The organism is Pseudoalteromonas sp. CF6-2, from assembly GCF_021729425.1.
Classification (GTDB): Bacteria; Pseudomonadota; Gammaproteobacteria; order Enterobacterales; family Alteromonadaceae; genus Pseudoalteromonas; species Pseudoalteromonas arabiensis.
The window spans coordinates 3,096,713-3,121,539 of the sequence record NZ_CP091442.1 but is presented as its reverse complement, the minus strand read 5'-3'; the positions used below and the strand labels follow the sequence as shown (position 1 = coordinate 3,121,539).

Annotated in this window: 27 protein-coding genes; 12 read left to right on the top strand and 15 right to left on the bottom strand. The window is 41.7% G+C overall.

Annotated features, from left to right (window positions below; translation table 11 throughout):
- The first annotated feature begins 154 nt into the window (after positions 1–154).
- On the top strand, positions 155–2,350 hold the full coding sequence (locus tag L3Q70_RS14420) for an EAL domain-containing protein (protein ID WP_237114485.1): 2,196 nt from the start codon (positions 155–157) through the stop codon (positions 2,348–2,350).
- A gap of 122 nt (positions 2,351–2,472) precedes the next feature.
- A complete protein-coding gene (locus L3Q70_RS14415) occupies positions 2,473–4,653 on the top strand; it encodes a YgiQ family radical SAM protein (protein WP_237114484.1) in 2,181 nt (726 codons plus the stop codon).
- Positions 4,654–4,728: 75 nt separating this feature from the next.
- Here L3Q70_RS14415 and mgtE read toward each other — a convergent pair whose 3' ends face one another.
- The 12 genes from mgtE to L3Q70_RS14355 all read right to left on the bottom strand — a co-directional run bounded on the left by mgtE (position 4,729) and on the right by L3Q70_RS14355 (position 14,093).
- Entirely contained in the window at positions 4,729–6,087 is a 1,359-nt protein-coding gene (gene mgtE, locus L3Q70_RS14410) for a magnesium transporter (RefSeq protein ID WP_062568551.1), read from the bottom strand.
- Positions 6,088–6,297: 210 nt separating this feature from the next.
- Positions 6,298–6,570: an HPr family phosphocarrier protein gene (locus tag L3Q70_RS14405; protein WP_062568552.1), complete on the bottom strand. Its 273-nt coding sequence runs from the start codon at positions 6,568–6,570 to the stop codon at positions 6,298–6,300.
- A gap of 13 nt (positions 6,571–6,583) precedes the next feature.
- Complete coding sequence (gene rapZ, locus L3Q70_RS14400; protein WP_062568553.1) at positions 6,584–7,429, bottom strand: RNase adapter RapZ; 846 nt, start codon at positions 7,427–7,429, stop codon at positions 6,584–6,586.
- Entirely contained in the window at positions 7,430–7,882 is a 453-nt protein-coding gene (ptsN, locus tag L3Q70_RS14395; protein WP_062568554.1) for a PTS IIA-like nitrogen regulatory protein PtsN, read from the bottom strand.
- Between the two features lie 3 nt (positions 7,883–7,885).
- Positions 7,886–8,173 carry a ribosome hibernation promoting factor gene (hpf, locus tag L3Q70_RS14390; protein ID WP_062568555.1) on the bottom strand — a complete coding sequence of 96 codons (288 nt, stop codon included), beginning with the start codon at positions 8,171–8,173 and terminating at the stop codon, positions 7,886–7,888.
- A gap of 26 nt (positions 8,174–8,199) precedes the next feature.
- Positions 8,200–9,699 carry an RNA polymerase factor sigma-54 gene (locus L3Q70_RS14385; protein WP_237114483.1) on the bottom strand — a complete coding sequence of 500 codons (1,500 nt, stop codon included), beginning with the start codon at positions 9,697–9,699 and terminating at the stop codon, positions 8,200–8,202.
- Positions 9,700–9,808: 109 nt separating this feature from the next.
- On the bottom strand, positions 9,809–10,534 hold the full coding sequence (lptB, locus tag L3Q70_RS14380) for an LPS export ABC transporter ATP-binding protein (RefSeq protein WP_062568557.1): 726 nt from the start codon (positions 10,532–10,534) through the stop codon (positions 9,809–9,811).
- Positions 10,531–11,052: a lipopolysaccharide transport periplasmic protein LptA gene (gene lptA, locus L3Q70_RS14375; protein WP_062568558.1), complete on the bottom strand. Its 522-nt coding sequence runs from the start codon at positions 11,050–11,052 to the stop codon at positions 10,531–10,533. Before lptA ends, lptB begins: the two co-directional genes overlap by 4 nt.
- Positions 11,042–11,596, bottom strand: coding sequence for an LPS export ABC transporter periplasmic protein LptC (gene lptC / locus L3Q70_RS14370; RefSeq protein WP_062568559.1), 555 nt, complete (start codon positions 11,594–11,596; stop codon positions 11,042–11,044). The genes lptA and lptC overlap by 11 nt, the downstream gene beginning before the upstream one ends.
- Complete coding sequence (gene kdsC, locus L3Q70_RS14365) at positions 11,593–12,144, bottom strand: 3-deoxy-manno-octulosonate-8-phosphatase KdsC (protein WP_062568560.1); 552 nt, start codon at positions 12,142–12,144, stop codon at positions 11,593–11,595. The genes lptC and kdsC overlap by 4 nt, the downstream gene beginning before the upstream one ends.
- 2 nt (positions 12,145–12,146) lie before the next feature.
- The gene (locus L3Q70_RS14360) at positions 12,147–13,118 is read right to left on the bottom strand and encodes a KpsF/GutQ family sugar-phosphate isomerase (RefSeq protein WP_062568561.1); all 972 of its coding nucleotides are present in this window, start codon (positions 13,116–13,118) and stop codon (positions 12,147–12,149) included.
- Between the two features lie 3 nt (positions 13,119–13,121).
- Complete coding sequence (locus tag L3Q70_RS14355; RefSeq protein WP_193987852.1) at positions 13,122–14,093, bottom strand: calcium/sodium antiporter; 972 nt, start codon at positions 14,091–14,093, stop codon at positions 13,122–13,124.
- A 246-nt stretch (positions 14,094–14,339) separates the two neighbouring features.
- On the opposite strand from L3Q70_RS14355, the gene L3Q70_RS14350 reads away from it, so the two are divergent.
- The 7 genes from L3Q70_RS14350 to murA are packed head-to-tail and all read left to right on the top strand — an operon-like array spanning position 14,340 to position 19,005.
- Positions 14,340–15,158 carry an ATP-binding cassette domain-containing protein gene (locus tag L3Q70_RS14350; protein WP_083515295.1) on the top strand — a complete coding sequence of 273 codons (819 nt, stop codon included), beginning with the start codon at positions 14,340–14,342 and terminating at the stop codon, positions 15,156–15,158.
- On the top strand, positions 15,151–15,930 hold the full coding sequence (mlaE, locus tag L3Q70_RS14345; protein ID WP_062568564.1) for a lipid asymmetry maintenance ABC transporter permease subunit MlaE: 780 nt from the start codon (positions 15,151–15,153) through the stop codon (positions 15,928–15,930). Before L3Q70_RS14350 ends, mlaE begins: the two co-directional genes overlap by 8 nt.
- Positions 15,931–15,943: 13 nt before the next feature.
- The gene (gene mlaD, locus L3Q70_RS14340) at positions 15,944–16,492 is read left to right on the top strand and encodes an outer membrane lipid asymmetry maintenance protein MlaD (RefSeq protein ID WP_062568565.1); all 549 of its coding nucleotides are present in this window, start codon (positions 15,944–15,946) and stop codon (positions 16,490–16,492) included.
- Between the two features lie 2 nt (positions 16,493–16,494).
- The gene (locus tag L3Q70_RS14335; RefSeq protein ID WP_237114482.1) at positions 16,495–17,181 is read left to right on the top strand and encodes an ABC transporter substrate-binding protein; all 687 of its coding nucleotides are present in this window, start codon (positions 16,495–16,497) and stop codon (positions 17,179–17,181) included.
- On the top strand, positions 17,174–17,467 hold the full coding sequence (locus tag L3Q70_RS14330) for an STAS domain-containing protein (RefSeq protein WP_062568567.1): 294 nt from the start codon (positions 17,174–17,176) through the stop codon (positions 17,465–17,467). Before L3Q70_RS14335 ends, L3Q70_RS14330 begins: the two co-directional genes overlap by 8 nt.
- A 5-nt stretch (positions 17,468–17,472) precedes the next feature.
- The gene (locus L3Q70_RS14325) at positions 17,473–17,730 is read left to right on the top strand and encodes a BolA family protein (protein ID WP_062568568.1); all 258 of its coding nucleotides are present in this window, start codon (positions 17,473–17,475) and stop codon (positions 17,728–17,730) included.
- Positions 17,731–17,745: 15 nt separating this feature from the next.
- Positions 17,746–19,005 carry a UDP-N-acetylglucosamine 1-carboxyvinyltransferase gene (murA, locus tag L3Q70_RS14320; RefSeq protein WP_237114481.1) on the top strand — a complete coding sequence of 420 codons (1,260 nt, stop codon included), beginning with the start codon at positions 17,746–17,748 and terminating at the stop codon, positions 19,003–19,005.
- 55 nt (positions 19,006–19,060) lie between these two features.
- Here the strand turns inward: murA and L3Q70_RS14315 are convergent, their stop codons facing one another.
- From L3Q70_RS14315 to L3Q70_RS14305, 3 genes are all read right to left on the bottom strand, one after another.
- Positions 19,061–20,143, bottom strand: coding sequence for a trypsin-like peptidase domain-containing protein (locus L3Q70_RS14315; RefSeq protein WP_062568570.1), 1,083 nt, complete (start codon positions 20,141–20,143; stop codon positions 19,061–19,063).
- A 98-nt stretch (positions 20,144–20,241) separates the two neighbouring features.
- Complete coding sequence (locus tag L3Q70_RS14310; protein ID WP_062568571.1) at positions 20,242–21,594, bottom strand: Do family serine endopeptidase; 1,353 nt, start codon at positions 21,592–21,594, stop codon at positions 20,242–20,244.
- Between the two features lie 166 nt (positions 21,595–21,760).
- Complete coding sequence (locus L3Q70_RS14305; RefSeq protein ID WP_062568572.1) at positions 21,761–22,204, bottom strand: YhcB family protein; 444 nt, start codon at positions 22,202–22,204, stop codon at positions 21,761–21,763.
- A gap of 176 nt (positions 22,205–22,380) precedes the next feature.
- On the opposite strand from L3Q70_RS14305, the gene zapE reads away from it, so the two are divergent.
- From zapE to rpsI, 3 genes are all read left to right on the top strand, one after another.
- A complete protein-coding gene (zapE, locus tag L3Q70_RS14300; protein WP_237114480.1) occupies positions 22,381–23,469 on the top strand; it encodes a cell division protein ZapE in 1,089 nt (362 codons plus the stop codon).
- A gap of 276 nt (positions 23,470–23,745) precedes the next feature.
- The gene (gene rplM, locus L3Q70_RS14295) at positions 23,746–24,174 is read left to right on the top strand and encodes a 50S ribosomal protein L13 (protein WP_062568574.1); all 429 of its coding nucleotides are present in this window, start codon (positions 23,746–23,748) and stop codon (positions 24,172–24,174) included.
- Positions 24,175–24,182: 8 nt separating this feature from the next.
- Entirely contained in the window at positions 24,183–24,575 is a 393-nt protein-coding gene (rpsI, locus tag L3Q70_RS14290; protein WP_095209788.1) for a 30S ribosomal protein S9, read from the top strand.
- The last annotated feature ends 252 nt before the right edge of the window (positions 24,576–24,827 follow it).

The window sequence follows — 24,827 nt, the reverse complement described above, 5'->3', positions numbered from 1 at the left end:
ATAACATTATACGTATCATAGACTATAATCTACACAATATAAGTTATCAGCAATGTATCATAGTCAAATTAAGTGGTAGAATTTTCCATCAAGGCTGTAAAATGGGACGGAACCATCGTTGCAGTTTTTAGATGGGTAGTCTAAGGAATTATTAATGGCATCAGAGAGTAACGACTTTTTATTTAGTGATCAGGATGATGAACAGCCGTTAGAGGAGTCTGTTTCGGATTTTTGGGATGTGTTAATCGTTGATGATGACCCAGAAATACATTCTGTTACTAAACTTGCCCTCTCTGGTGTAGAGTTTTGGGATAAAACGTTACGCTTTCATCACGCCTACTCAGGAGCCGAGGCGCTCACTGTCCTTAAAGAAAACCTATCAATTTCTGTTGTATTACTTGATGTTGTGATGGAGTCTGATGATGCAGGCTTGCAGGTGGTTAAACAAGTTCGCGAATGCCTAAATAACCATAACGTACGCATTATTTTACGAACAGGACAACCAGGTTATGCCCCAGAAGAAAAGGTAATTCGTGAGTATGATATTAATGATTACAAGACGAAAACAGAATTAACACGTAGTAAGCTGATTACATCACTGGTTACTGCTATTCGCTCCTATGAGCAAGTTTGTCAACTTGAGTTTCAAAGTCGTGCGCTGAATAACATTCTTTATGCTTCAAAAGCTATTTTAGGGTTTACTGATATTAAAGCATTTACGATGGCTGTGATTAAACAGTTATCGTTTATTTTAGATTGTGAGCCGAAAGGGGTCGTGTGTGGCTCCTTAGAAGATGATAATCAAATATGTGTGTTAGGGGGCTGTGCAGAATATAACAGTTTTATTGGACAAGGTATTGAACAACTTGATGATGGTCGCATTATTTTACAAGTTAAAAATTGCCTAGAGCAGTCACAGCACCAACATACAGATATCGATAGCACTTACTTACTGAAAAGTAAAAACCGTCAAGCAGCAATCTACTTGGAAACAGAGCATATTCCAAGCCCGTCACAACTTCAGTTTGCTGAAATATTCCTCACCAACGTCAGTGTAGGATTAGATAATGTGCGTTTATTTAATCGACTGCGTGATGCTGCCTATAAAGATATCTTAACGGGCCTGTCTAACCGCAATGATTTTATGAACAAAATTGAACGCTTCTACCAGCCAAATAAAAATGATTACGTATTTTTATTAATAGATGTTGCGCATTTTTCAGATATAAACAATGGCTTAGGTCAAGAAATTGGCAACCTGTTATTAATGGCCATCGTTGAAAGGCTTGAGCAAGAATACCCTAATGCAGAGCTAATATCGCGTATTGGTGCGGATGTGTTTGGTTTACTATTGCCAAAAGAGCAGTATGATCTTGAGCTACTTCGAGAGCATTTGAGTTTGCCATTCAATGCAGGAGAACATATTTTACCTATTAATTTTAAAATAGGTTTATGTAACCAAAGTGATTTTCAGCAAGCAGGGATTGAGACTTTAAAACTAGGTTATATCGCGCTAAACCAAGCTAAAAAGCAGTCAATGGAAGCTGTGGTAACTTATACGCCTGATATGGAAGAAAAAATGGCGTGGCGATTAGGAATTATTAGACAGTTACGTCAAGACTTTGAGCAACGTAAACTAGAAGTATGGTTTCAGCCACAACTTGATTTAACGACCCTTAAGATTATTGGCTGTGAGGCATTGTTGCGTTGGCCCTCTGGTAATGGTCAATATATTTCTCCGGCTATTTTTGTGCCTATGGCCGAAGATGCTGGCTTAATTGTTGATATTGGCCAATGGGTACTTGAACAAGCATGTATGCAGCAAAAGCGACTTGAAGCCATAGGCATCGAAATTAGTATAGCGGTTAATGTGTCAGTGCCTCAGTTTAAAGTGAAAGGTTACGCGCAGCAGGTAAAAGATACATTAAATCAATACCAAGTTAAGCCGCAATTTATAGAGTTAGAAGTAACAGAAAGCGTGGTTATGGACGAACTTGCAGGTGTCATTACCACCTTAAAAGAATTGAAAGAGTTTGGCATAGAGATTGCGATTGATGATTTCGGTACTGGTTTTTCATCACTCAGTTATTTACAACAACTCCCGTTAGATCGCTTAAAAATTGATAGGGCATTTGTCAAAGACTTACCAGATAAAGATAGTGAAGCAATTGCAGCGTTAATTATTTCTTTAGGTGCAAGACTCGGCTTGAAAACCATCGCAGAAGGGGTGGAAACACAAGCTCAAGCTGATTATCTTCTAGAGCTTGGCTGTGATGAAGTACAAGGCTTTATGTATGCTAAGCCTATGCCAGAAAAAGAGTTAATAACGTATTTGCAAGCCAAGCATTAAGTGGCTCTTTAAAAAATGCACCCACATGCTAACGCCCTTCAAATTGAAGGGCGTTTTGTTTTCTATAATAATGACTCATAGTGGGGTATAATTCGCCCCCTTTTGGTAGCAGAGTACATTTTATGAGCGCATTAAAAGCCGAGCGCGGCCTGTTTTCTTATCCTAAATATTGGGCCGAATGCTATGGCACAGCGCCATTTTTACCCACTACTCGCGCTGAGATGGATGCGTTGGGCTGGGATAGCTGTGACATTATTATCGTCAGCGGTGATGCGTATGTTGATCATCCTAGCTTTGGTATGGCGGTGATTGGTCGCATGCTTGAATCACAGGGGTTTCGTGTTGGTATCATTGCCCAGCCTGATTGGAACTCTAAAGATGCTTTTATGGCGTTAGGTAAGCCTAACTTATTCTTTGGTGTAACCGCGGGTAACATGGACTCAATGATCAACCGTTATACCGCAGAAAAGCGTATGCGTCATGATGATGCTTATACACCAGGTAACATAGGCGGTAAACGTCCTGACCGTGCGGTGGTTGTATATAGCCAACGTTGTCGCGAGGCCTATAAAGACGTGCCGTTGATCATCGGTGGTATTGAGGCGAGTTTACGTCGAATTGCTCATTATGATTACTGGCAAGAAAAAGTACGTCGAAGTGTGTTGTTTGATGCCAAAGCCGACATTTTAATTTACGGTAATGCTGAGCGTCCACTCGTTGAGGTTGCCCACCGCATCGCTGGTGGCGAAGCCATAGAGACTATTCAAGATATCCGCGGTACTGCGGTTATTCGTAAAGAGCCTTTACCTGGCTGGCGTGGTAGTGATTCCACTGCCATCGATAAAATCGGTAAGATTGATCCCATTCCAAATCCGTATGGTGCCGATGATGTTGGTTGTAGTAAGTCTGAGTTTAAACAAGCGGGTATTGATTTAACCGCCGAGGCTGCTAAACCAATTACTATTCAACCTGCACGGCCTAAGCCATGGGAAAAGACATACGTAAAGTTGCCAGCGTATGAGCAAGTCAGTGTGAATAAACCACTTTATGCCCATGCATCGCGTATTTTACACCAAGAAACAAACCCTGGCTGTGCGCGTGCGTTATTTCAGCGTCATGGCGATCGTTCTATTTGGGTCAATCCGCCTGCATTCCCACTTGAAACAGAAGAGATGGATGGGGTATTCGGTTTACCCTATCAGCGTATTCCACATCCAAGTTATGGTGATGAGAAAATCCCTGCCTACGAGATGATAAAAACCTCAGTGAATATTATGCGTGGTTGTTTCGGCGGCTGTTCATTCTGTTCGATTACTGAACATGAAGGACGCATTATCCAAAGTCGTTCTGAGCAATCTATCATTGATGAAATTGAGCAAATTCGTGACAAAGTGCCAGGCTTTACAGGGGTTATTTCTGATTTAGGTGGGCCGACAGCGAATATGTACAAGCTGCGTTGTAAGAGTAAAAAAGCAGAAAGTACGTGTCGTCGTTTATCCTGTGTATACCCTGATATTTGTAAGCACATGGACACTGATCACACGCCAACTATCGAACTTTATAAAAAGGCTCGTGGCGTTAAAGGCGTGAAGAAGATTTTAATTGCCTCTGGCGTTCGTTATGACTTAGCAGTTGAAGATCCTCGTTACGTAAAAGAATTAGTTACTCACCATGTTGGTGGTTACTTGAAAATAGCCCCAGAGCATACTGAAGATGGCCCGCTCTCTAAAATGATGAAGCCGGGTATGGGTGCCTACGATAAGTTTAAAGAGTTATTTGATAAGTATTCGAAAGAAGCGGGTAAGAAGCAGTACTTGATCCCGTATTTTATTTCTGCTCATCCAGGCACCAAAGACGAAGATATGGTGAACATGGCGTTGTGGTTAAAGAGTAATGACTTTAAACTTGATCAAGTGCAGAATTTTTATCCATCACCCATGGCCAATGCAACAACGATTTATCATACTGAGATGAACTCGCTGCGCAATATTAAAAACAATACTGAACAAGTGCCAGTACCAAAAGGTGCACGTCAGCGTCGCTTACATAAGGCTATATTGCGTTATCATGATCCAGCAGGTTGGCCAATGATCCGTGAAGCGCTGAAAAAAATGGGTAAGGCGAACTTAATTGGTAAAGGACCAAATTGCTTGATACCTGAAGAGAGCCGCAATGAGAAAGCAGCGAAAGGAAAGGGCGGTAAAGGCCGTGCAGCACTGACACGTCACACTGGTTTTAGCCAGTTTAAAAAGGCCAATACTAAACCTAGAGTTGGTAAAAATAAGCAGCGTGCAAGTAAATAGAAATAAAAACGGCCCTTAGAAGGGCCGTTTTTATTTATACCAATTCGCTTAATTAAGTATTATTGCGAATTGGTATTAGATCAACAACCAGGTTGCGGTGCCTAAAAAGGCAAAAATACCCACAATATCGGTGACGGTGGTCAGCACGACACTGCCTGCAAGAGCAGGGTCAATTTTCATTTTCTTTAAGATCAAAGGAATGCTCGCACCAGCAATACCTGCTGCAACGAGATTCATAAACATCGCAAAGGCAAGCACCGCACCGAGCTTAAAGTCCCACTGCCAGAGTGCGACAACACCGGCGATTAATATCGACCAAATAACACCATTTAGCGCCCCAATCGCGAGTTCTTTGAGTAATAAAAAGCGTTGGTTGGTTTGATTAATATGGCCAACGGCTATACCACGAATAACTAAGGTAAGTGTTTGGCTACCAGCAACTCCCCCCATTGAAGGCACAATTCCATTAAGTACCGCAAGGATTGGTAAGATTGCTAAGGTGTTTTCAAAGAAGCTTGCAACGATGGCAGCTAACAATGCGGTTAATAGGTTCACCCCAAGCCAAATAGAGCGACGCTGCGAGCTTTTCAGAACGGGTGCAAAGGTGTCTTCTTCATCATCAAGACCCGCAAGGCTAAGCATGCTATGCTCTGCATCTTCACGAATGACGTCAACGATGTCATCGATGGTTATACGACCAAGCAAGTGGGCGTTATCATCCACAACAGGCGCTGAAATCCAGTTATGACGCTCGAATAGTTGAGCAACATCACTTTCGTCCATCGAAATGAGAATAGACTCACATTCTTCATCCATTAAATCGCGAACAATTTTGTCTGATGGGCTGGTTAAAAGTGTTGTTAATGACAAGGCACCTAAAAAGCAATTATGTTTATCAACCACGTACAGATCATCTGTACCTTCAGGTAGCTCACCACGTAGACGTAAATAACGCAGTACAACGTCTAATGTGACATCGGGGCGAATAGTGACGGTATCACTATTCATTAGTGCGCCTGCAGAGCGCTCCTGATAAGAAAGTGCTTGGGTCGCTCTTTCTCTATCTTGCGTATCCATAGCCCCGACAACATCTTGATAAACAGTATCAGGTAAGCTACGAAGTACTTCACCTAAGTCATCATCGTCCATGTCCTCAGTTGCGGCGGCAATATGCTCAGGTTCCATCTGGGCAATAATGCCAAGGCGTACATCTTCTGAAAGCTCTTCAAGTACGTCACCACGTACATCTGGATCAACGAGTTGCCACAACATGCGGCGGATTTTATGAGGAGATGACTCAAGTAACAGTGCTGTATCGCAAGGTGCTGTTTTAGCTAGCATACCGCGCACTTGAACAAATTGACCACTATTAAGTGACTTGGTCACCTGTTTAAGTTGTTGTAGTGGGTAATCTTGTTCAAAGGCTTCTGGCATTGGCGTCCTTACAACTAAAAAAGTGAGCTCTGGCTAAATAAATACAGCATAGTTGCACAATAATAAATTTGCTGAGTTATCGTTTAAAGCAACCATTATATTAAGAATATTTGTTATATAAGATGAACGAATGACTTAAAAGTAAGATATTTAAGAGGAATTTAAATACCTAAGTTAAGTTTAACGCAAATCTTTCGTGCTTAGCAAATGCTATTCTTGCTCATGAAAGCGTTGTGCTATTAATTCACCTATTGCATTAAGTGCAGCAGTTGCATCAGGGCCTTCGCATACAACGCGTACTTCTTTACCTTGGCTGCTTTCTAATAACATTAGAGCAAGTACACTGTCACCTTCAGCTTCTTTGTCATCTTGATATAACATAATTTTAGCATCAAATTGAAGTGCAAGTTGTGCAAGTACAGTTGCTGCCCGAGCGTGTAAGCCAAGTTTGTTTTGAATTAAAAACGTATTTTCAGCATACATGTTAAAGCCCTTATTATAAGTCTTGCTCACGATGGCGAATTTTTACATTTGCATGGCTTTTCGCGAAACTTTCACCAATCGTCTGTGCTAAGTAAACCGAGCGATGCTGTCCACCTGTGCAGCCAATTGCGATCGTTAAATAGCTGCGGTTATTACGTTCAAGGTGTGGTAACCACGTTTGCACAAAGGTTTGAATCTGCCAAGTGAATTTTTGCACTATGCTATGGCTTGCAAGGTAATCTTTAACTGGTTGGTCGAGACCCGTAAGTGGCTTAAGATCTGGCTCCCAGTGTGGGTTTGGTAAAAAGCGTGCATCAAATACATAGTCAGCTTCTTTCGGGATACCATGCTTAAAGCCAAATGACATAAAGGTAATAATAAGCTTTTTGTCTTTTTTACCGAGAATCTTCTCACGAATTGACTCTGCTAGCTGATGTACACTTAAATCCGTTGTGTCGATCATAAAGTCGGCGCGGGTAATTAGTACATCGAGCAGTATTTTTTCTTGCTTAATTGCTAAATCGAGTGGTAAAGAATCTAAAGAAAGCGGATGTAAACGTCTTGTCTCAGAGAAACGTCTAATGAGTGTTTGATCATCACTATCAAGGTAAAATAAGGTTGGATTGGCGAAACCTGGCAAGTATTCAAGAATATCATTAAATTCTTGTTGCTCTTTTGGCAGGTTACGTACGTCGATACTGACTGCTATTTTGTCGTAATTATCAGAGACGCTGCGCACTAGCGAAGGTAATAGGTTTACAGGAATATTATCAACGCAATAATAACCAAGATCCTCAAGGACTCGTAAAGCGACTGATTTACCTGAGCCAGAACGGCCACTGATAATAATTAATTCCATTTATGCCTCTGATGCAATAACTTGAAACAGTTCCTGATCGGTTTTAGCGCTGCGTAACTGTTTACAAAATTCTTTGTCTTTTAGTCTATCAGCAATTGTTGATAAGGTCTTTAAATGAAGTTGGCAGTCTCCATCAGGTACGATGAGTGCAACAAAAATATCAACAGGGCGGTTGTCAATTGCATCAAAGTTAATTGGAGATTCGCTCACTATAATAAACGCATGCGGTTTATCAGCACCTGACATACGACCATGCGGAATAGCAATACCTCTACCAATTCCTGTGCTCCCCAATTTTTCTCGATTGAGTAAAGCATTAAGAATATCTTGCTGCGATAGATGAGGAAGCTGCTCATGAGCGAGTTCGCTGATAAATTCGAGAATTCTTTTTTTGCTATTAAAAAGGACCGCAGCTTTGCTGCAGTCCTGGCTAGTAAGTGAACTAAGTTTCATAATTTAGTGTCGAGCTAATTTCTCTTTGTGTTTAATTACTTGGCGATCAAGCTTATCAATTAGCGAGTCGATGGCCGCGTACATATCTTGATGCTCTGTAGAGGCAAACAGTTCGCCTCCGTTTACATGTAAAGTTGCTTCTGCTTTTTGACTTAATTTTTCTACGTCTAAAATGACATGAACATTATTAATATGATCAAAATGCCTTTCTAGTTTCGCAAACTTGGTGTTTACATAGTCTTTTAATGAATCTGTGATTTCTACATGACGACCAGTTAGGTTTAGTTGCATAAGCATTTTCCTTCTATGTAAAACGTCTAAATCAAGCTTTTACGCTGATTAGACGGCGGTATTGCTAGAGACTCTCGGTATTTTGCAATTGTACGTCTAGCTACTTTAATTCCTTGCTCAGCCAATATATCTGCAATCTTACTATCACTCAATGGCTTCGCTGAGTTTTCTGCGGCAATAAGCTTTTTGATTAAAGCGCGTATTGCCGTTGATGAACACTCGCCACCATTTTCTGTGCTGACGTGGCTTGAGAAGAAATATTTCAACTCAAAAATACCCCTTGGGGTATGCATATATTTTTGCGTTGTAACCCGTGAAATCGTCGATTCATGCATTTCGACCATTTCAGCGACATCATTTAGCACCATCGGTTTCATCGCCTCAGGGCCGTGTTCAAAGAAAGCCTGTTGTTGTTGAACAATACAGTTCGTTACTTTTAATAAAGTATCATTCCGGCTCTCTAAGCTTTTAATAAACCACTTAGCTTCTTGCAGATGAGAGCGAATAAACTGACTGTCGCTGCTTGATTTTACAGAGCGTGACATAGCCGCATATTGGCTATTCACTCTGATCTTTGGCATACAGTCAGGGTTAAGCTCAACGACCCAACGACCTTTTACTTTTTTTACTGATACGTCGGGTATGACGTATTCAGACTCTTCACGTACGATGCTATCCGCGGGCTTAGGGTTCAAGCTATGGATAAGCGTCATGACTTCTTTTAGCTCGTTTTCTTTAAGCTTAGTCTTTTTCATCAAAGTACGATAGTCGCGACTTGCTAATAATTCGATGTGCTCAGATAAAACCATTTTAGTTTCAGCCAAATAAGGTGTATCTGCATCGAATTGACGAAGTTGAATACATAGGCACTCTTGTAAACTGCGAGCACCAATGCCGACAGGATCAAATAGCTGTATTCTTTTTAGGACCGCTTCGACTTCATCAAGTTCTATTTCTTCTTCTTCATCATCGTTTTGATTAAAGCTTTCAACAATATCCTCACAACTGACGGTTAAAATACCTGAGTCATCAATAGCTTCGACTATAGCAACAGCAATTGCTTCATCAGTTGGACTAAATGGGGTCAACTGTAGTTGCCACATCAGATATTCGTGGAGAGTTTCGGTTGACGCACCTTGATAAATAGACTCATCTTCTGGCATTGGCCCTGAAGAGGTTGAAGGAGCTGCACTCATGTACTCATCCCACGTGACGTCCATTGCTAGGTCGTCACTAACGGTATCTTTATTGAGTGCATCACTGCTTTCTTGCTCGTACTCACTTGGTGCTTCTTCTGCCGTAGCAGTGACTTGTGAATCATCAGAGTCAGATTTTTGTTCGTTTTTACCGATTACGTCTTCACTGTAATCCGCTTCTTCCACTTCAAGTAGAGGATTACTATCAAGCGCTTCTTGTATTTCTTGCTGGAGATCCAATGTACTAAGTTGCAATAAGCGAATGGCTTGTTGCAGTTGTGGAGTCATTGTAAGTTGCTGGCCCATGCGCAGCTGTAATGATTGCCTCATGTATCCCTAACAATCCTTTTTAAATCATTTATTGATACTAATTTGAGTCAATATCAATATGTTGTCATTATTGTAAGTCTAGCAGATGCTCTAGTCGGTGGTGTATTGGTTACAACCTGAATTGCTCGCCTAGATAAACATCGCGTACGGTTTGGTCTGCTAATACGTGTTCAGGCGTGCCTGATGCAATTAGCTCCCCATGAGAAACAATGTAGGCTTTTTCACAAACATCAAGGGTTTCTCGAACATTATGGTCAGTTATTAGTACACCGATACCACGGTTTTTCAAATGCTCTATAATTTTCTTTATATCTAACACTGAAATTGGATCAACACCAGCAAAAGGCTCATCTAGCAGAATAAATTTTGGATCTGCGGCTAATGCTCGCGCGATTTCAACACGGCGACGCTCGCCTCCTGATAGCGCCATACCTTGGCTATCTCGAATGTGCTGAATACTAAATTCATCAAGCAGGTTATTGAGTGTTTCTTCTCGTTGCTGTTTTTTAAGATCTTTACGTGTTTCAAGAATCGCCATCAGATTTTGGTAGACCGTCAACTTTCTAAAAATGGATGATTCTTGGGGTAAATAGCCAATACCTAATCGAGCGCGATTGTGCATGGGTAATAAAGTGATGTCGTTGTCATCAATACTAATTTTACCTTTGTCGCTTGGCACTAGCCCAACAATCATGTAGAAGGTGGTGGTTTTACCTGCACCATTAGGGCCTAGTAGGCCAACAATACTGCCAGCTTCGACTTCTAGTCCCACATTTTTGACAACTTGGCGGCCTTTATAGCTCTTTGCTAACAGCTCTGCTTTTAATGTACTCATGGCTGGCCTTTATCATCTTTTTTATTATCAACAGGCACTAAGATTGTATGCACACGATCCGTTGAATTTTCGTCTTTTTCAGCACTAATGAGTTGTTGTTCCATGTCATAAGTTATACTTTTTGCACTGACTTTTTGCCCTGCTTGTGTCACTTGTGCATCGCCAACTAAAGTGAGTAAACGCTTTGCTACATCGTAACGTACTTCGTCTGCACTGGCGCTCATAACCGTGCCATCTTCTTGTTTTTCTTCAAAGTAGGCTGGCTTACCTGTGGCAATGATAAGTGAAACAGTACCATCAACCTCACCAGCATGTGCTTCTAGGCGATCTGCGGTAATACGACGATTACCATGGGTTATTTCTACATTTTCTTCAAAAATCCCGACTCCATTTTTTAACTGACCTACTTGGCGATCTGAGCTAATGCTGATAGGAGTACCCGCTTGGTCTGCAGCAGCGCTTGAAAACGCAATCAATAAGCTTGGGATTAGAAGTAATTTTTTAAGTTTATTGGTCATAGTATATGGTTCGTGTATGGTTAGTTAACTCGACGATTTCGGCTTTTAAATCAGCTTTTAAACCTTTACCGGTAATCTTTAAGTTTGGGCCTGTTAATGTAACAGGTTGTTTTGAGTACATAGTCATTTTTTCAATATCAACATTGATATTTTCTGCGTTGATATCTTCAATCATGCCATTATGAGTTAGATTTTTTGCAACAACGTCACCTTCAAAAATAAGTTGATCGTTTTCGTACAAGGTAGCCTCTTTTGCTTTCACCTGCCAAACCTGTTGATCCCCATAAATGGTAAAAATAGGCTGTTCAAAAAAAGTAAACCCTAATTGCTGGTATAGCTCCATTTTAGCCGCAGCGACTTTATGGCTGATGTTACCTTGCTCATCATACGCCGTTTGCTTTAGCGCAATGGCGGTGTAATCCGGTGTTGCGATTATCTCGTCTTCACTGTTTATTGCGCCTGTTGGTTGGCTAAAGTACGGATACCATAACCAGATCATGCAACAAACAAAAACAATACTCAGTAAAATACGGGCTATATTCATGCGCTGGTTCCATCAGTTGTTAACGCTTTCGCGTTTTCCAGCATTAATAAATCTGTAAGCTCTCGCACAGCGCCAAACCCTCCGGGTAACATGGTGGTGTAATGAGCGAGTCTTTTTATAAGTGGGTGAGCATCGTTTACAGCAACCGCAAAGCCTACTTTTTCCATGACAGGTAAATCAGGGCCATCATCACCGATATAGGCTATTTGCTCATCGCTCAAAGTCAGTTTGTCTTTTAATTCTTGATACGCAATAAGCTTGTTTTCTTGACCTTGATAAATGTGTTGTACTGTTAGGCTAGTCATGCGTTGCTGAACTATTTGTGAATGTCGCCCTGTAATAACCGCAACCTCAAAGCCACTATTTATTAATGCTTTAATACCAAAGCCATCTTTGGTATTGAACGCTTTGAGTTCTTCACCGTTATTTCCTAAGTAAATACGGCCATCAGAGAAAACGCCATCAATATCGCAAATGAGTAGTTTTATTTTCTGAGCACGTTGGCTTACATCGGTGCTTAATGGCTGATAAAGCTCGGCAAACGTCATCTTTAAAGTACCCCTGCTTTTAAAAGGTCTTGCATATTAAGTGCGCCAATCGGTGTATTACTTTCATCGATTATTATTAAACCGTTAATGCGTTTTCGTTCCATAATATTCAATGCTTCCGCAGCGAGCATATCAGCATGTGCGGTGGTGCATGAGCGCGTCATTACTTGGCTAATCGATGTGTTATGAATATCGACACGTTGCTCTAAAATACGGCGTAAATCACCGTCAGTAAACAGACCTGCAAGCTTTTTGTTTTCATCGACAATAGCTGTCATACCGAGGCCTTTGGCTGACATTTCTATTAGTGCATCTTTAACACTTTGGGATTCGGTAACGATAGGTGTGGCACTGCCAGTATGCATGACGTCTTCAAGGCTCAGTAATAAGCGCTTACCTAGGCTTCCCCCCGGGTGAGATAAAGCAAAATCATCGGCAGTAAAACCGCGCGCTTCAAGTAGGGCAACGGCTATCGCATCGCCCATAACTAATGTCGCAGTGGTGCTGGCAGTCGGGGCGAGGCCCAATGGACACGCTTCTTGGCTAACTTTGATGCACACATGGACATCCGATAGCTTCCCCATAGTTGAGTTAGGGTTACCTGTTAGAGATATCATTTTTGCGCCAATACGCTTAATAACAGGAATAATACCAAGCACTTCACTGGTTTCACCTGAATTTGAAATGCACATCACAACATCTTCACGTGTGATCATACCTAAATCACCATGACTCGCTTCACCTGGGTGAACAAAAAATGCAGGGGTGCCTGTACTTGCTAATGTAGCGGCTATTTTGTTGCCGATATGGCCTGATTTACCCATACCTATGACAATAATACGACCTGTGCAATGAAACATTAATTGGCAAGCATGTTCGAAATCAGCATTGATATACTGTTCAATTTCTCTTAATGCTTGCGCTTCAACTTCAAGAACTCGCTTACCTTGCGCAATAAAGCTTTGCTGCGTCATTTGTTATCCTATTTGACTGAAAATATAGCCTTGGTATGCAATAAATGCGACTAACAATAAACCACCTTCAATTCTATTGATACGACGAGCACCTCTTAAGTTCAATGACATAGCGATTAAAGCAATGGTTGCGCCAATCATAATCAAAGCATCTCGGTTAGCCGCTGAAGGGTCGATGATTGATGGGTTGATAATCCCTGCAAGAGGCAGTACCGCCAATAGGTTGAATAAGTTTGAGCCAACAATATTACCTAAGGCTAAATCATCTTCATTTTTTAGTACGCCGGCTATACAGGCTGCTAGTTCAGGTAAACTGGTGCCAATAGCAATGATGGTTAACCCAATCACCAAGTCGCTTAAGCCAAAGTATTTTGCAATATCTACTGCCGAACCAACCAGAAAGTGTGAACTGATAGGAAGAAGGATCATACCCACGACAAGCCAAAATAAAGCTGAACCTGTAGAAACATTATCAGGGATGTCTTCACACGCTTCAGAAACGAAAGGGTCATCCGCTTGGTTTTTATCCCTTAAAGAAATAATAACTAAGCCTGCAATAAAAACAATAAAGCCAATAAGGAGCGCAACACCCTCAGCAAATGAAAAGAAGTTATCAGAGAATATGTACCAAGAAGCCACCGACACTAATAGTACTAGTGGCATCTCACGTTTGAGTGTTGTTGAAGAAACAGATAAAGGCCTTAACAGTGCTGTAATACCTAATACTAGTAAGATATTAGTAATATTAGAGCCAACAGCATTCCCTACCGCGGTATCTGTTTTGCCTGCAAGGGCTGCTGATGCTGACACCATCATTTCCGGTGCCGATGAACCCATGGCAACAACCGTAAGGCCAATGATTAGGGTTGGGATCCCCATGTTTTTTGCCAGTGCCGCTGCCCCGTAAACAAAACGGTCTGCACTCCATACAAGTGCGGCAAAACCGATAATTAAAATGACAAAAGAAGTCACCATTTTTATACGCCAATATTACTTAAACAGATGACTGCAAATAGTAACAAAAGCAAACCTGAAAGTATAAGTAAAAGAATAGACTGAATGTTTTAAATGGGTGTTTTTTGGAAACTAAATTTAAGCGTGTATTAAGTTCGACATTTCTAGCATAGATTATTTTGATAGAAAATATTACAAAATTTTACGATTTGTTTTTTCCATCTTGACTAAAAAACCCTTAAAATGGCAAAACTAGTGAAAAAAGTTATGGAGAGCGACTTGTCGCAATCAATAGTAGAAATCAAGGATGTAACCTTTTCACGGGGCGATAGAATCATATATAAAAATATGACTTTTAACATTCCGAAAGGCAAAATTACCGCTATTATGGGACCAAGCGGCATTGGTAAAACCACCATGTTACGCTTAATTGGTGGCCAACTTAAGCCTGACGCGGGTGACATTTTATTCGAAGGGCAGAGTATCCCTAATATGTCACGCAAGGCACTTTATGCTGCCCGTACAAAAATGAGCATGTTATTTCAAAGTGGCGCTTTGTTCACTGATATGACTGTATTTGATAACATTGCTTTTCCCTTACGTGAACACACGCAACTCAGTGAAGACTTAATTCGTCTTGTCGTGTTAATGAAACTACAAGCCGTTGGTTTACGTGGTGCACAAGATTTGATGCCATCTGAGTTATCGGGTGGTATGGCAAGGCGTGCTGCACTAGCGCGTTCTATTGCACTTGATCCTGAACTCATTATGTATGATGAGCCTTTTGCTGGCCAAGATCCTATTTCGATGGGGGTGTTAGTGAAACTCATAAAATCACTTAATCAGGTGCTCGGTTTATCCTCTTTAATTGTGACACATGATGTCACTGAAGTTTTAAGCATTGCAGACCATGTTATTATAATTGCTGAACAAGGGGTGATAGGCGAAGGCTCCCCTGAGCAAATGCAGAACCACGAGTCTGAATTAGTACAACAATTCTTAAAAGGTTTGTCTGATGGCCCCGTGCCTTTTCATTACCCTGCTCCTGAATACAGTGAAGAGTTATTAGGAGTGCGCAATGTTTGATCTTTTGCAAAAGCTAGGACATAAAACCTTAGGGCGTTTTGCGGCACTGGGTCGTTCTACACAAATGTTATTTGGCGCCTTAGTCAATAAGCCGAACTTTAAAAAGGGCACGCCTTTACTTATACGTCAGTTGTATATGGTGGGGTCGCAATCGCTGCTTATTATTATGGTGTCAGGCTTATTTATAGGCATGGTACTTGCGCTCCAAGGCTACACTGTATTAGTTGGTTATGGTGCTGAGGACAGTTTAGGTCCATTGGTTGCACTTAGCCTATTGCGTGAGCTTGGGCCTGTGGTTACAGCACTGCTTTTTGCCGGTCGAGCGGGAAGTGCTTTAACGGCGGAAATCGGTCTAATGAAAGCAACAGAGCAACTATCGAGTCTAGAGATGATGGCAATTGATCCGCTCAAGCGAATTATTGCACCTCGATTCTGGGCTGGCTTCATTAGTATGCCCATATTAGCACTTATTTTTTCTGCGGTAGCTATTATAGGCGCTCATTTAGTGGGTGTTGATTGGCTTGGTGTTGACTCGGGTAGCTTCTGGTCAATCATGCAATCGCAGGTGTCGTTTCAACAAGATATCGTAAACGGCATGATTAAAAGTTTTGTTTTTGCCATGATCGTGACTTGGATTGCTCTTTATAAAGGGTATGACTGTATCCCAACCTCAGAAGGGATAAGCAAAGCCACAACAGAAACCGTTGTGCACTCGTCACTGGCAGTATTAGGTTTTGACTTTATTTTAACAGCGGTAATGTTTACCAGCTAATTAGGGTATAAAGATGAATTCACGGAAATTAGAAATTTTAGTTGGCTTTTTTGTAGCCCTTGGTATTGCTGCATTTGCGCTATTAGCATTTAAAGTTGCCAATGCGGGGATCAGCGGTAATGGTGAGACCTACCAGCTTAATGCAAAGTTTGAAAATATTGGCTCTTTAAAAGCGCGTGCGCCAATTAAAGTGGGTGGTGTTGTTGTGGGGCGTGTCGAGTCTATCTCCATTCATCCTAAAGAGTTTGTTCCTGTGGTTAACATGGCTATTGATGCGAACTATTTATGTAAGTTTTCGGATACGACATCAATCTCTATTTTAACGTCAGGTATTTTGGGTGAGCAATATTTAGGTATCAATCCTGTTATTGCGCCACAGTCAGCTGAGCAACGTTGCATGGGAAGTGAAGTCACTGCCGATGAGCAAGATGCAGGCTTAGATGAACTATTTGGTGTCGAGAGTAAAGCATTAGCTGATGGTGATTATATTACTGATACTAAATCAGCATTAGTACTTGAAGAACTAATCGGTCAGTTCTTATTCAACCAGGGTGGTGAGTAATTATGTTTAAGAAATTTTTGTTATGTTTAAGTGCTGTATGTGCACTAAGTGCACTAAGTGCCAACGCGGCTGAACCAACCGTCGATTTAAAAGATCCATATAAAATGGTGCGTGAAGTGTCTGACAATACATTCGCACGCATTACTAAAGATCAGCCATTAATTGCTAAAGACAAAGAGCACTTGCGTGTTATCGTTGAAGAAGAATTGATGCCATACATTGATTATAAATACGCAGCGCTGCGTGTTTTGGGTAATCATGTTTCAAAAGTAAGAGCAATCGAGGATAAGGCTGAAAAAGCAAAAGCAATTAAAGAGTTACAGCGCTTTATTGACGTGTTTCAAAAGTATTTAATTGCGACATATGCAGGTGTATTCACACAATATACAAATCAAAGTGTAGAGTTTGGCCCTGCTCAGCCTTTTAAAGGTCAAGACGTTGTTTTAGTTAAGACAAAAATTGTTGAGTCGGGCAAACCTGATATCAAAATTGATTTTAAAGTACGTGAAGATCGTGATGGTGATTGGCGCGCTTACGATATGATTGCAGAAGGGATCAGTTTACTGGATGCAAAGCAAAGTGAGTTCCAAGGTATCTTACGTCAACAAGGTATTGAGCATGTGAGTGACTTACTAGAGCAAAAGAGCCAACTGCCAGTGCAATTTAGAGGTGAAGGTGGGAATGAGTAAAGTATCGATTACTCAACTCGATGATGACCAATTTCGCGTCAGCGGTGAACTGACTCGAAATTCTATCGGTCATGAACGACTTCTGAATATGAAGCCACAAACTAAGCATAAAACATGGTATTTTGACCTTTCTGAGGTCTCTAGGGTTGACACGGCGGGCTTAGCTTGGTTAATTCATTCTTTCGCAGAATTAAAGCAGCAAGGTGTGCGCCTTGAGCTGAAAAACAGCCCTGATCAACTGCAGAAATTAATGCAATTAGGTCAGGTCACAAACCTTTTTGAGTGAGATTTATGGAAACAAGCCAAGTCGAAACGTTATTACGCGACGAATTAAAATTAGATGAAGTAATTGTTAAAGCAAACGGTAGCCACTATGAAGTGATTGCTGTTGGTGAGTGTTTTGATGGTTTATCTCGCGTTAAAAAGCAGCAACTGGTATATGCTCCATTAATGGCGACTATCTCAGACGGTACCATCCACGCAGTGTCAATCAAAGCATTTACACCAACAGAGTGGAAACGCGAACAAAAATTTATACTTCCACAATAGTCACAGGACCTCCTCATGGATCAATTTGTTATTCAAGGTGGTACATCACTGGCAGGTGAAGTCACTATCTCTGGCGCTAAAAATGCCGCTCTGCCAATTCTTTTTGCTGCACTGTTGGGACAAGGCAAAAGTACCTTTAGTAATGTCCCTCGCTTGCGCGATATCGGTACCACAGAAGCCTTGCTTAAAACCCTCGGTGCTGATGTAGAGTGGCAACAAGATAAGCTTGTAATTGATGGCGCAACCGTCAATAAGACACTTGCACCTTATGAATTAGTAAAGCAGATGCGTGCCTCGGTTTTAGCTTTAGGGCCGCTGGTTGCGCGTTTTGGCGAAGCCCAAGTATCACTGCCTGGCGGCTGTGCAATTGGTGCTCGTCCGGTTGATATCCATATTCAGGGCCTTGAGCGCATGGGCGCGGCGATTAAGGTTGAAAACGGTTATATAAATGCCAAAGTTGACGGTCGCTTAAAAGGTGCTGAGATTTTCATGGAAATGGTCAGTGTCGGCGCTACTGAAAACTTATTAATGGCGGCAACGCTGGCTGATGGTAAAACCGTACTTGAGAATGCAGCCCGTGAGCCTGAAATTACCGACCTTGCTAATTGCTTAATCGCAATGGGCGCAAAGATCACTGGTGCAGGTACGAGCCGAATCGAAATTGAAGGCGTTGAGTCGCTTTCTGGCTGTGAATATAGCATATTGCCAGATCGTATTGAGACAGGCACCTTCTTGGTTGCTGCGGCAATGGCCGGAGGCGAGGTACTGTGTAAAAATACCCACTACCATAGCCTTGACCCTGTGATTGAAAAACTGCGTGCTACCAATGCATTGGTTGAAGTGACAGATAACAGTATTTACCTAGATATGCGCGGCCGTGATTTAAAAGCCGTGAATATCAAAACCATGCCACACCCAGGTTTTCCAACAGATATGCAAGCACAATTTACTGCACTCAATGTTGTGGCAAAAGGCAGTGCAACAATCACAGAAACTATCTTCGAAAACCGTTTTATGCACGTGCCTGAGTTGCAGCGTATGGGGGCTAATATTCGTTTAGAGGGCAATACAGCGATTTGTGGAGATACCGATAAGTTGTCAGGTGCACAAGTAATGGCAACGGATCTACGCGCTTCAGCGAGCCTTATCTTAACGGGGATTGTAGCGCAAGGTGAAACGATTGTTGATCGTATTTATCACGTTGATCGTGGTTACCAGCGCATTGAGGATAAACTTAGCGCGCTGGGTGCTAATATTAAGCGCCGCTCAAATTAGTTAGAAAACGTTAAGTGTAAAAAAGGCCTAATACTAAGTTAGGCCTTTTTTGTGCTTATAATTTGGTTTCGAGTTCAGCAACTGTCACCATGATTTTCAATATTTTACCATCACGGTAGAGCTCAAATTCAATTTCTTTACCAGGTTCCGTGTTCCCAATTTTTTCAAGAACTTGCTGTGGGTTAGCGACCGATAAACCGGCGATCTTAATCACAATATCTTGCTCTTTAATACCCGCTTGCCAGGCAGGGCCTAGGGGATCGAGGTTATTAATACGCATTCCAGTGACGGGGGTGTAGTTGTCACTCACATCTTTACCCGTGCTATCAACAGCTGTACCCGTAAAGCCAAGATAGCCTCTGACAACTCGGCCGTGTTTAATCAGCTTGTCCATAATATCCTTCGCCAGTGAGTAGGGCACTGCAAAGAAAATACCTTGTATATCTAAATTTTCACGGGTCTTAAATTGTGCAGAAGTAATACCAACTAAATCACCCCGAGAATTAACTAATGCACCACCGGAGTTACCCACGTTTATCGCAGCGTCCATCTGGAGCAAGTTATTGTAAGGACTATCTGTAATTTTTTGTTTTCCTGTTGCACTGATAATACCTTGAGTAATTGTTTGCCCTAAATTAAGTGGGTTACCAATCGCTAAAACAACATCACCAACGCGAGGCTTGAAGTCATCATTAATCGGGATAACAGGTAAATGATCAGAATTGATCTTTAATAAGGCCAAGTCAGTGATTGTATCAAAGCCAATTAACTGAACATCATAGAAGCGACGACCATCAGTTAAGATAACAATGATTTGATCGGCATTATTAATGACATGGTAATTCGTTAAAATATACCCGTCTTGCGACATGATTACACCAGAGCCAAGCTCTTGAATGGTATTTTGTCGCTTGTAACGAGGTTGATTACTGATGCTCTCTGAAAAAATAGTCACTACCGAAGGCGCTGCACGATGGACTGCGTCCGCAAAACTCATATGTTGAGTGGATATTGCATCCGGTAGGCTGACATTCGGAAACAGCGCCGCGCGCATCGTAGGACTGAGCAAAACGACTAAAAAGGCAATGCCTAAGCCTGTGAAAAGTGGTGGAAGAATAAATTTTAAAAGTTTAAGCACAGTATTCTTATTATCAGTGAGCAATCCCTTAATGATGGCACAAAAAAAATAACAGCGGCAAGCACCACTGTTATTTTTTCATGATTAATCAATTAAGTTTATTGGATAAGAACAAAAATAAGCTCTCTTCCACGTTTTACACCTAGGACAATATTGCCTTGGGTGTTTTCAATAATCTTGTGCATATCTCGGATATTCTCAACGCGTTGTCGGTTGACTTGCATGATCACATCTCCCTCTTCCAAGCCTACTCGTGCTGCTGGTGAGCGAGCTTCTACCGAGGTAACCTCTACGCCTTTACCATCACTTTTTTGCGTGTTTTCAAGGGTTGCGCCTTGGAAAGCAGGGTGGGTTTCTTCGCCAGCGGACACTGAGCTTGCTGCACCATCTAAGGTAACGCTCACTGTTTTAACTTTACCATCACGATAAATGCCCAGTTTGACTTTTTTACCTTCACCTAGGGTAGCTATCTTACTGCGCAGTTCATGAAAACCACTGATCTCGCTACCATCAACACTAATAATGACATCACCAGCCTTTATGCCTGCTTTACTCGCTGCGGTATCATCCATTACTTGCATCACATAAGCACCTTGTTTCACATCGAGCTTTTGCGCTTTAGCAAGGCCTGCATCAAGTGGACGACCTGAAATACCTAGTGAGCCACGTCGAACCTCACCGTGCTCAATAATTTGGTCAACAAGGTTTTTCATCATGGTTGATGGAATGGCAAAACCAATACCTACGTTACCGCCTGAGGCGCCTAAAATAGCCGTATTGATACCAATTAGTTCACCGTTTAGGTTAACTAAGGCGCCGCCAGAGTTACCTTGGTTAATAGCAGCATCGGTTTGAATAAAGTCTTCATAGCCTTCTATATTTAAACCGCTGCGGCCAAGGGCACTGACGATACCTGATGTCACGGTGTGACTTAAACCAAATGGGTTACCAATCGCAACGGCAAAGTCACCCACACGAAGTTTATCTGAATCGGCAATCTTCAGGGCTGTTAAGTCTTCGGCATCAATTTGCAGCAATGCGACATCAGACTCTTTATCACTACCGATTTTTGTTGCTTCATACTCACGACCGTCCTCTAACGTGACGACCATTTTTTCTGCGTCTTCGATCACATGGTTGTTGGTGACTACATAACCCTCTTTTGCATCAATGATTACACCTGACCCAAGACCGCTAAACTGGCGTTTTTGGCTACCACCTCGGGGGACACCAAAAAAGTCATCAAAGGGTGTTGCACGGCGGCGTACTTCTTTTGAGCCAGAAACTTGGATACTGACAACCCCAGGGGTGATCTGTTCAAGCATAGGCGCTAAGGTAGGTAACTGTTGACCATTAACTGCAATAGGAAGTTTTGCAGTTGCAATCGCCGGACTCAATAATAAGCTTGACGATAAAAGGGCAGCACTAATAACAGATAATTTCATTTTCATAGTCTGGGTTTACTCCACTTCAGAGATTTCAGAGTTAAAGCAAATGAGGCGTGTTAATTTTTGATGTTAACTCGCCCAAAAAGAAAAAGGCTGCGTAAGCAGCCCTTTTCTTGGTTTAGATATAAAGCTGTTATACCTAAAGACTATGGGGTCAAAAAAAAGTTCATCAAGAGGCTTTAGAATGTTCTGAAACTTTATTTTCACCGGCAAACAAGCCACTCTCACCAACAACGTAGTCAGCTGGCTGAGCCTCGGCGTTTGAGCGATCGCTGCTGCGATCTTTTAATGAGTTTTGTAGCTGCTCAGTGGTTTCTTTCGAAAAGAAAGGCTCAGCAGGGTGCTGCTTCTTATCAGCAAGTAATAACTTATTTGTTTCTTCAACATGGTTAAGCAATTGGTCATAGTTATCCTTCATTTTAGATACTAGTTTACCTGTGCTTGCGAGATGATCAGCAACATCTTGGCGATATTGCTCAAGTGCATTGTTGGCTTGTTCAACTTGCTCTTCTAATTCGTCTTGTTTAAATTGCTTTTTAGTTACAAATGCGCCAATGAAGAATGCCGAGATTGCAACAATGATTAAAATACCTATCCAGGTAATAGTACCCATAAACCTACCCCTTTGGGAAAAATAACAAAAACTATGCTGTTGAAGCCTTTATAGTCCAATCTATATTAAAAAAAGCTTAATGTGATTGTGAAATCATACTGCGGGTTAATATACCCTGAGATACGATGCGTGTTAATATACTGTGCAAATTTAACTGTGTTTTATTGTAACGACCTATGACTCCTTGGCAAAAATACCAACAAGATTTACAGCGAGAAGACTTTGTACATGATGTAGCGCAAGAAAATGCAGTGCGCCATTTGCAAAGACTCTATGATGACCTAACGGCAGACAAACCCGCCGCGAAGGGATGGTTTGCCAAACTATTCTCTAAAGATAGCACGCCTAGCATAAAAGGGCTGTATTTTTGGGGCGGAGTGGGCAGAGGTAAGACCTATTTAGTTGATACGTTTTACGAAGCTTTACCCACCGAACGTAAAATGCGTGTGCACTTTCACCGTTTTATGCATCGCGTGCATGATGAGCTTAAAAAGTTAAAAAACACCCGTAATCCATTGAACGTTGTTGCCGATATCTTTAAGTCCGAAACAGACATTATCTGTTTCGATGAGTTCTTTGTACAAGATATTACCGATGCAATGCTGCTAGGTGGTTTGATGGAAGCATTATTTGAACGCGGCATTGTGCTCGTTGCGACGTCAAACATTGTGCCTGATGAGCTGTATCGTAACGGTTTACAACGGGCCCGTTTTTTACCAGCGATTGAGTTGGTAAAAGCGAATACCGAAATCGTCAATGTTGATTCTGGCATTGATTACCGATTACGTACACTAGAGCAGGCTGAGATTTTCCATAGCCCGCTTGATAAGCAGGCTGATGAAAATTTATTTGAATATTTCGATAAATTGTCGCCTGAGCCAGGTGTGCTTGATAAGGCAATTGAAATTGAAGGGCGGATGATCAAAACCCGTAAAGTTTCAGACTGTATTGCCATGTTTGAGTTTAGTGAACTGTGCGAAACAGCTCGCAGCCAAGTCGATTATATGGAAATAAGCCGACTTTATAATACGGTGATTTTGTCGAACGTAAAAGCACTTGGTCAGGCTAATGATGATGCGGCACGTCGTTTTATCGCCTTAGTGGATGAATTTTATGAGCGTCATGTAACCCTGATTATCTCCGCTGAAAAGCCAATAACCGAGCTGTATAGCGAGGGAAATTTAAATTTTGAATTTAAGCGTTGCATTAGCCGATTACAAGAAATGCAATCGCTCGAATATTTAGCAAAAGAGCATTTGGCATAAAGCTGTTGGCGCAATTTCTTTCTTTGAAATGTGCCTGACAAGCCTAGCAGCTATGCTTTATTTTTTAGAATAAAAAACGACCATCATATAGCAATGTGGTTTAAGTGCTGGTATACTCCCGCGTCTGCCACGTTGCGTTCTATTGCCTGATATTAGTTTAGCCTCTAATTGATGGCTCAAAGTCTTAAACTCGAAGGGGTTAAAGCATTCAACTTAGAGCGGTAATTAATGATAATTACCTGTGGTTTTAAATAAGAAAACATTGGATTTTAATAAATGAAAACGTTTGTTGCTAAGCCAGAAACAGTAAAACGTGACTGGTACGTAGTTGACGCTGAAGGTAAAACTTTAGGTCGCATCGCTACTGAAATCGCTCGTCGCCTACGCGGTAAGCATAAAGCTGAGTACACTCCTCACGTAGATACTGGTGATTACATCATCGTTATCAACGCAGAGAAAGTGACTGTTACTGGTAATAAAGCAAAAGACAAAATGTACCACGCTCATACTGGTTTCCCAGGTGGTCTTAAGTCTACTACTTTCGACAAGCTTCAAGCTGCAAAGCCTGAAATGATTATCGAAAAAGCTGTTAAAGGCATGTTGCCACGTGGTCCTTTAGGCCGCGCAATGTACCGTAAACTTAAAGTTTACGCGGGTACTGAGCACAACCATGCTGCACAACAGCCTCAGGTTCTAGACATTTAAGGAGCACTATCATGGCAAATCAATACTACGGTACAGGTCGTCGTAAAAGTTCAAGTGCTCGCGTATTCTTACGCCCAGGCACTGGTAACATCGTAATCAACAAGCGCTCTCTAGAAGAGTACTTTGGTCGTGAGACTGCTCGCATGGTTGTTCGTCAAGCATTAGAGCACGTAGAAATGACTGAAAAGTTTGACCTACACATCACTGTTTCAGGTGGTGGTACTACTGGTCAAGCTGGTGCTATCCGTCACGGTATCACTCGTGCACTTATGGAGTTTGACGAGTCACTACGTCCTACACTTCGTAAAGCAGGTTTCGTTACACGTGATGCACGTAAAGTTGAGCGTAAGAAAGTGGGTCTTAAGAAAGCACGTAAGCGTCCACAATTCTCAAAACGTTAATATTTACGTTTATCAGAATACCAAAAACCCAGCTTCGGCTGGGTTTTTTGTTTTCGTGTAAAAAGTGTATTGATTTATTCAGCCGCCACGGTTAACTCACAAACCATATTCTCATTCCTCACTTTAAGTGGCTGACTCTCAATTCGTGATAGAGGGGGAGCAAAATCAAGCATCCTTTACGCACAGATGTTTCTTTTTTTCGCTCGATATTTAACCGCTCTTAGTAATTCCTACGTATTACAGTAAAAAAAC

What these genes read in the sequence shown, in the direction of transcription:
- L3Q70_RS14360 (WP_062568561.1), bottom strand. Translation starts at nt 13,118, where the DNA reads ATGACGCAGCAAAGCTTTATTGCGCAAGGTAAGCGAGTTCTTGAAGTT.
- L3Q70_RS14325 (WP_062568568.1), top strand. Translation starts at nt 17,473, where the DNA reads ATGGAAACAAGCCAAGTCGAAACGTTATTACGCGACGAATTAAAATTA.
- L3Q70_RS14355 (WP_193987852.1), bottom strand. Translation starts at nt 14,093, where the DNA reads ATGGTGACTTCTTTTGTCATTTTAATTATCGGTTTTGCCGCACTTGTA.
- zapE (WP_237114480.1), top strand. Translation starts at nt 22,381, where the DNA reads ATGACTCCTTGGCAAAAATACCAACAAGATTTACAGCGAGAAGACTTT.
- mlaE (WP_062568564.1), top strand. Translation starts at nt 15,151, where the DNA reads ATGTTTGATCTTTTGCAAAAGCTAGGACATAAAACCTTAGGGCGTTTT.
- L3Q70_RS14420 (WP_237114485.1), top strand. Translation starts at nt 155, where the DNA reads ATGGCATCAGAGAGTAACGACTTTTTATTTAGTGATCAGGATGATGAA.
- hpf (WP_062568555.1), bottom strand. Translation starts at nt 8,173, where the DNA reads ATGCAACTAAACCTAACTGGTCGTCATGTAGAAATCACAGATTCATTA.
- lptA (WP_062568558.1), bottom strand. Translation starts at nt 11,052, where the DNA reads ATGACCAATAAACTTAAAAAATTACTTCTAATCCCAAGCTTATTGATT.
- L3Q70_RS14330 (WP_062568567.1), top strand. Translation starts at nt 17,174, where the DNA reads ATGAGTAAAGTATCGATTACTCAACTCGATGATGACCAATTTCGCGTC.
- rapZ (WP_062568553.1), bottom strand. Translation starts at nt 7,429, where the DNA reads ATGGAATTAATTATTATCAGTGGCCGTTCTGGCTCAGGTAAATCAGTC.
- L3Q70_RS14310 (WP_062568571.1), bottom strand. Translation starts at nt 21,594, where the DNA reads ATGAAAATGAAATTATCTGTTATTAGTGCTGCCCTTTTATCGTCAAGC.
- L3Q70_RS14415 (WP_237114484.1), top strand. Translation starts at nt 2,473, where the DNA reads ATGAGCGCATTAAAAGCCGAGCGCGGCCTGTTTTCTTATCCTAAATAT.
- lptB (WP_062568557.1), bottom strand. Translation starts at nt 10,534, where the DNA reads ATGAGTACATTAAAAGCAGAGCTGTTAGCAAAGAGCTATAAAGGCCGC.
- lptC (WP_062568559.1), bottom strand. Translation starts at nt 11,596, where the DNA reads ATGAATATAGCCCGTATTTTACTGAGTATTGTTTTTGTTTGTTGCATG.
- L3Q70_RS14335 (WP_237114482.1), top strand. Translation starts at nt 16,495, where the DNA reads ATGTTTAAGAAATTTTTGTTATGTTTAAGTGCTGTATGTGCACTAAGT.
- ptsN (WP_062568554.1), bottom strand. Translation starts at nt 7,882, where the DNA reads ATGAAACTTAGTTCACTTACTAGCCAGGACTGCAGCAAAGCTGCGGTC.
- kdsC (WP_062568560.1), bottom strand. Translation starts at nt 12,144, where the DNA reads ATGACGTTTGCCGAGCTTTATCAGCCATTAAGCACCGATGTAAGCCAA.
- L3Q70_RS14305 (WP_062568572.1), bottom strand. Translation starts at nt 22,204, where the DNA reads ATGGGTACTATTACCTGGATAGGTATTTTAATCATTGTTGCAATCTCG.
- murA (WP_237114481.1), top strand. Translation starts at nt 17,746, where the DNA reads ATGGATCAATTTGTTATTCAAGGTGGTACATCACTGGCAGGTGAAGTC.
- L3Q70_RS14385 (WP_237114483.1), bottom strand. Translation starts at nt 9,699, where the DNA reads ATGAGGCAATCATTACAGCTGCGCATGGGCCAGCAACTTACAATGACT.
- rplM (WP_062568574.1), top strand. Translation starts at nt 23,746, where the DNA reads ATGAAAACGTTTGTTGCTAAGCCAGAAACAGTAAAACGTGACTGGTAC.
- mlaD (WP_062568565.1), top strand. Translation starts at nt 15,944, where the DNA reads ATGAATTCACGGAAATTAGAAATTTTAGTTGGCTTTTTTGTAGCCCTT.
- L3Q70_RS14405 (WP_062568552.1), bottom strand. Translation starts at nt 6,570, where the DNA reads ATGTATGCTGAAAATACGTTTTTAATTCAAAACAAACTTGGCTTACAC.
- L3Q70_RS14350 (WP_083515295.1), top strand. Translation starts at nt 14,340, where the DNA reads ATGGAGAGCGACTTGTCGCAATCAATAGTAGAAATCAAGGATGTAACC.
- mgtE (WP_062568551.1), bottom strand. Translation starts at nt 6,087, where the DNA reads ATGCCAGAAGCCTTTGAACAAGATTACCCACTACAACAACTTAAACAG.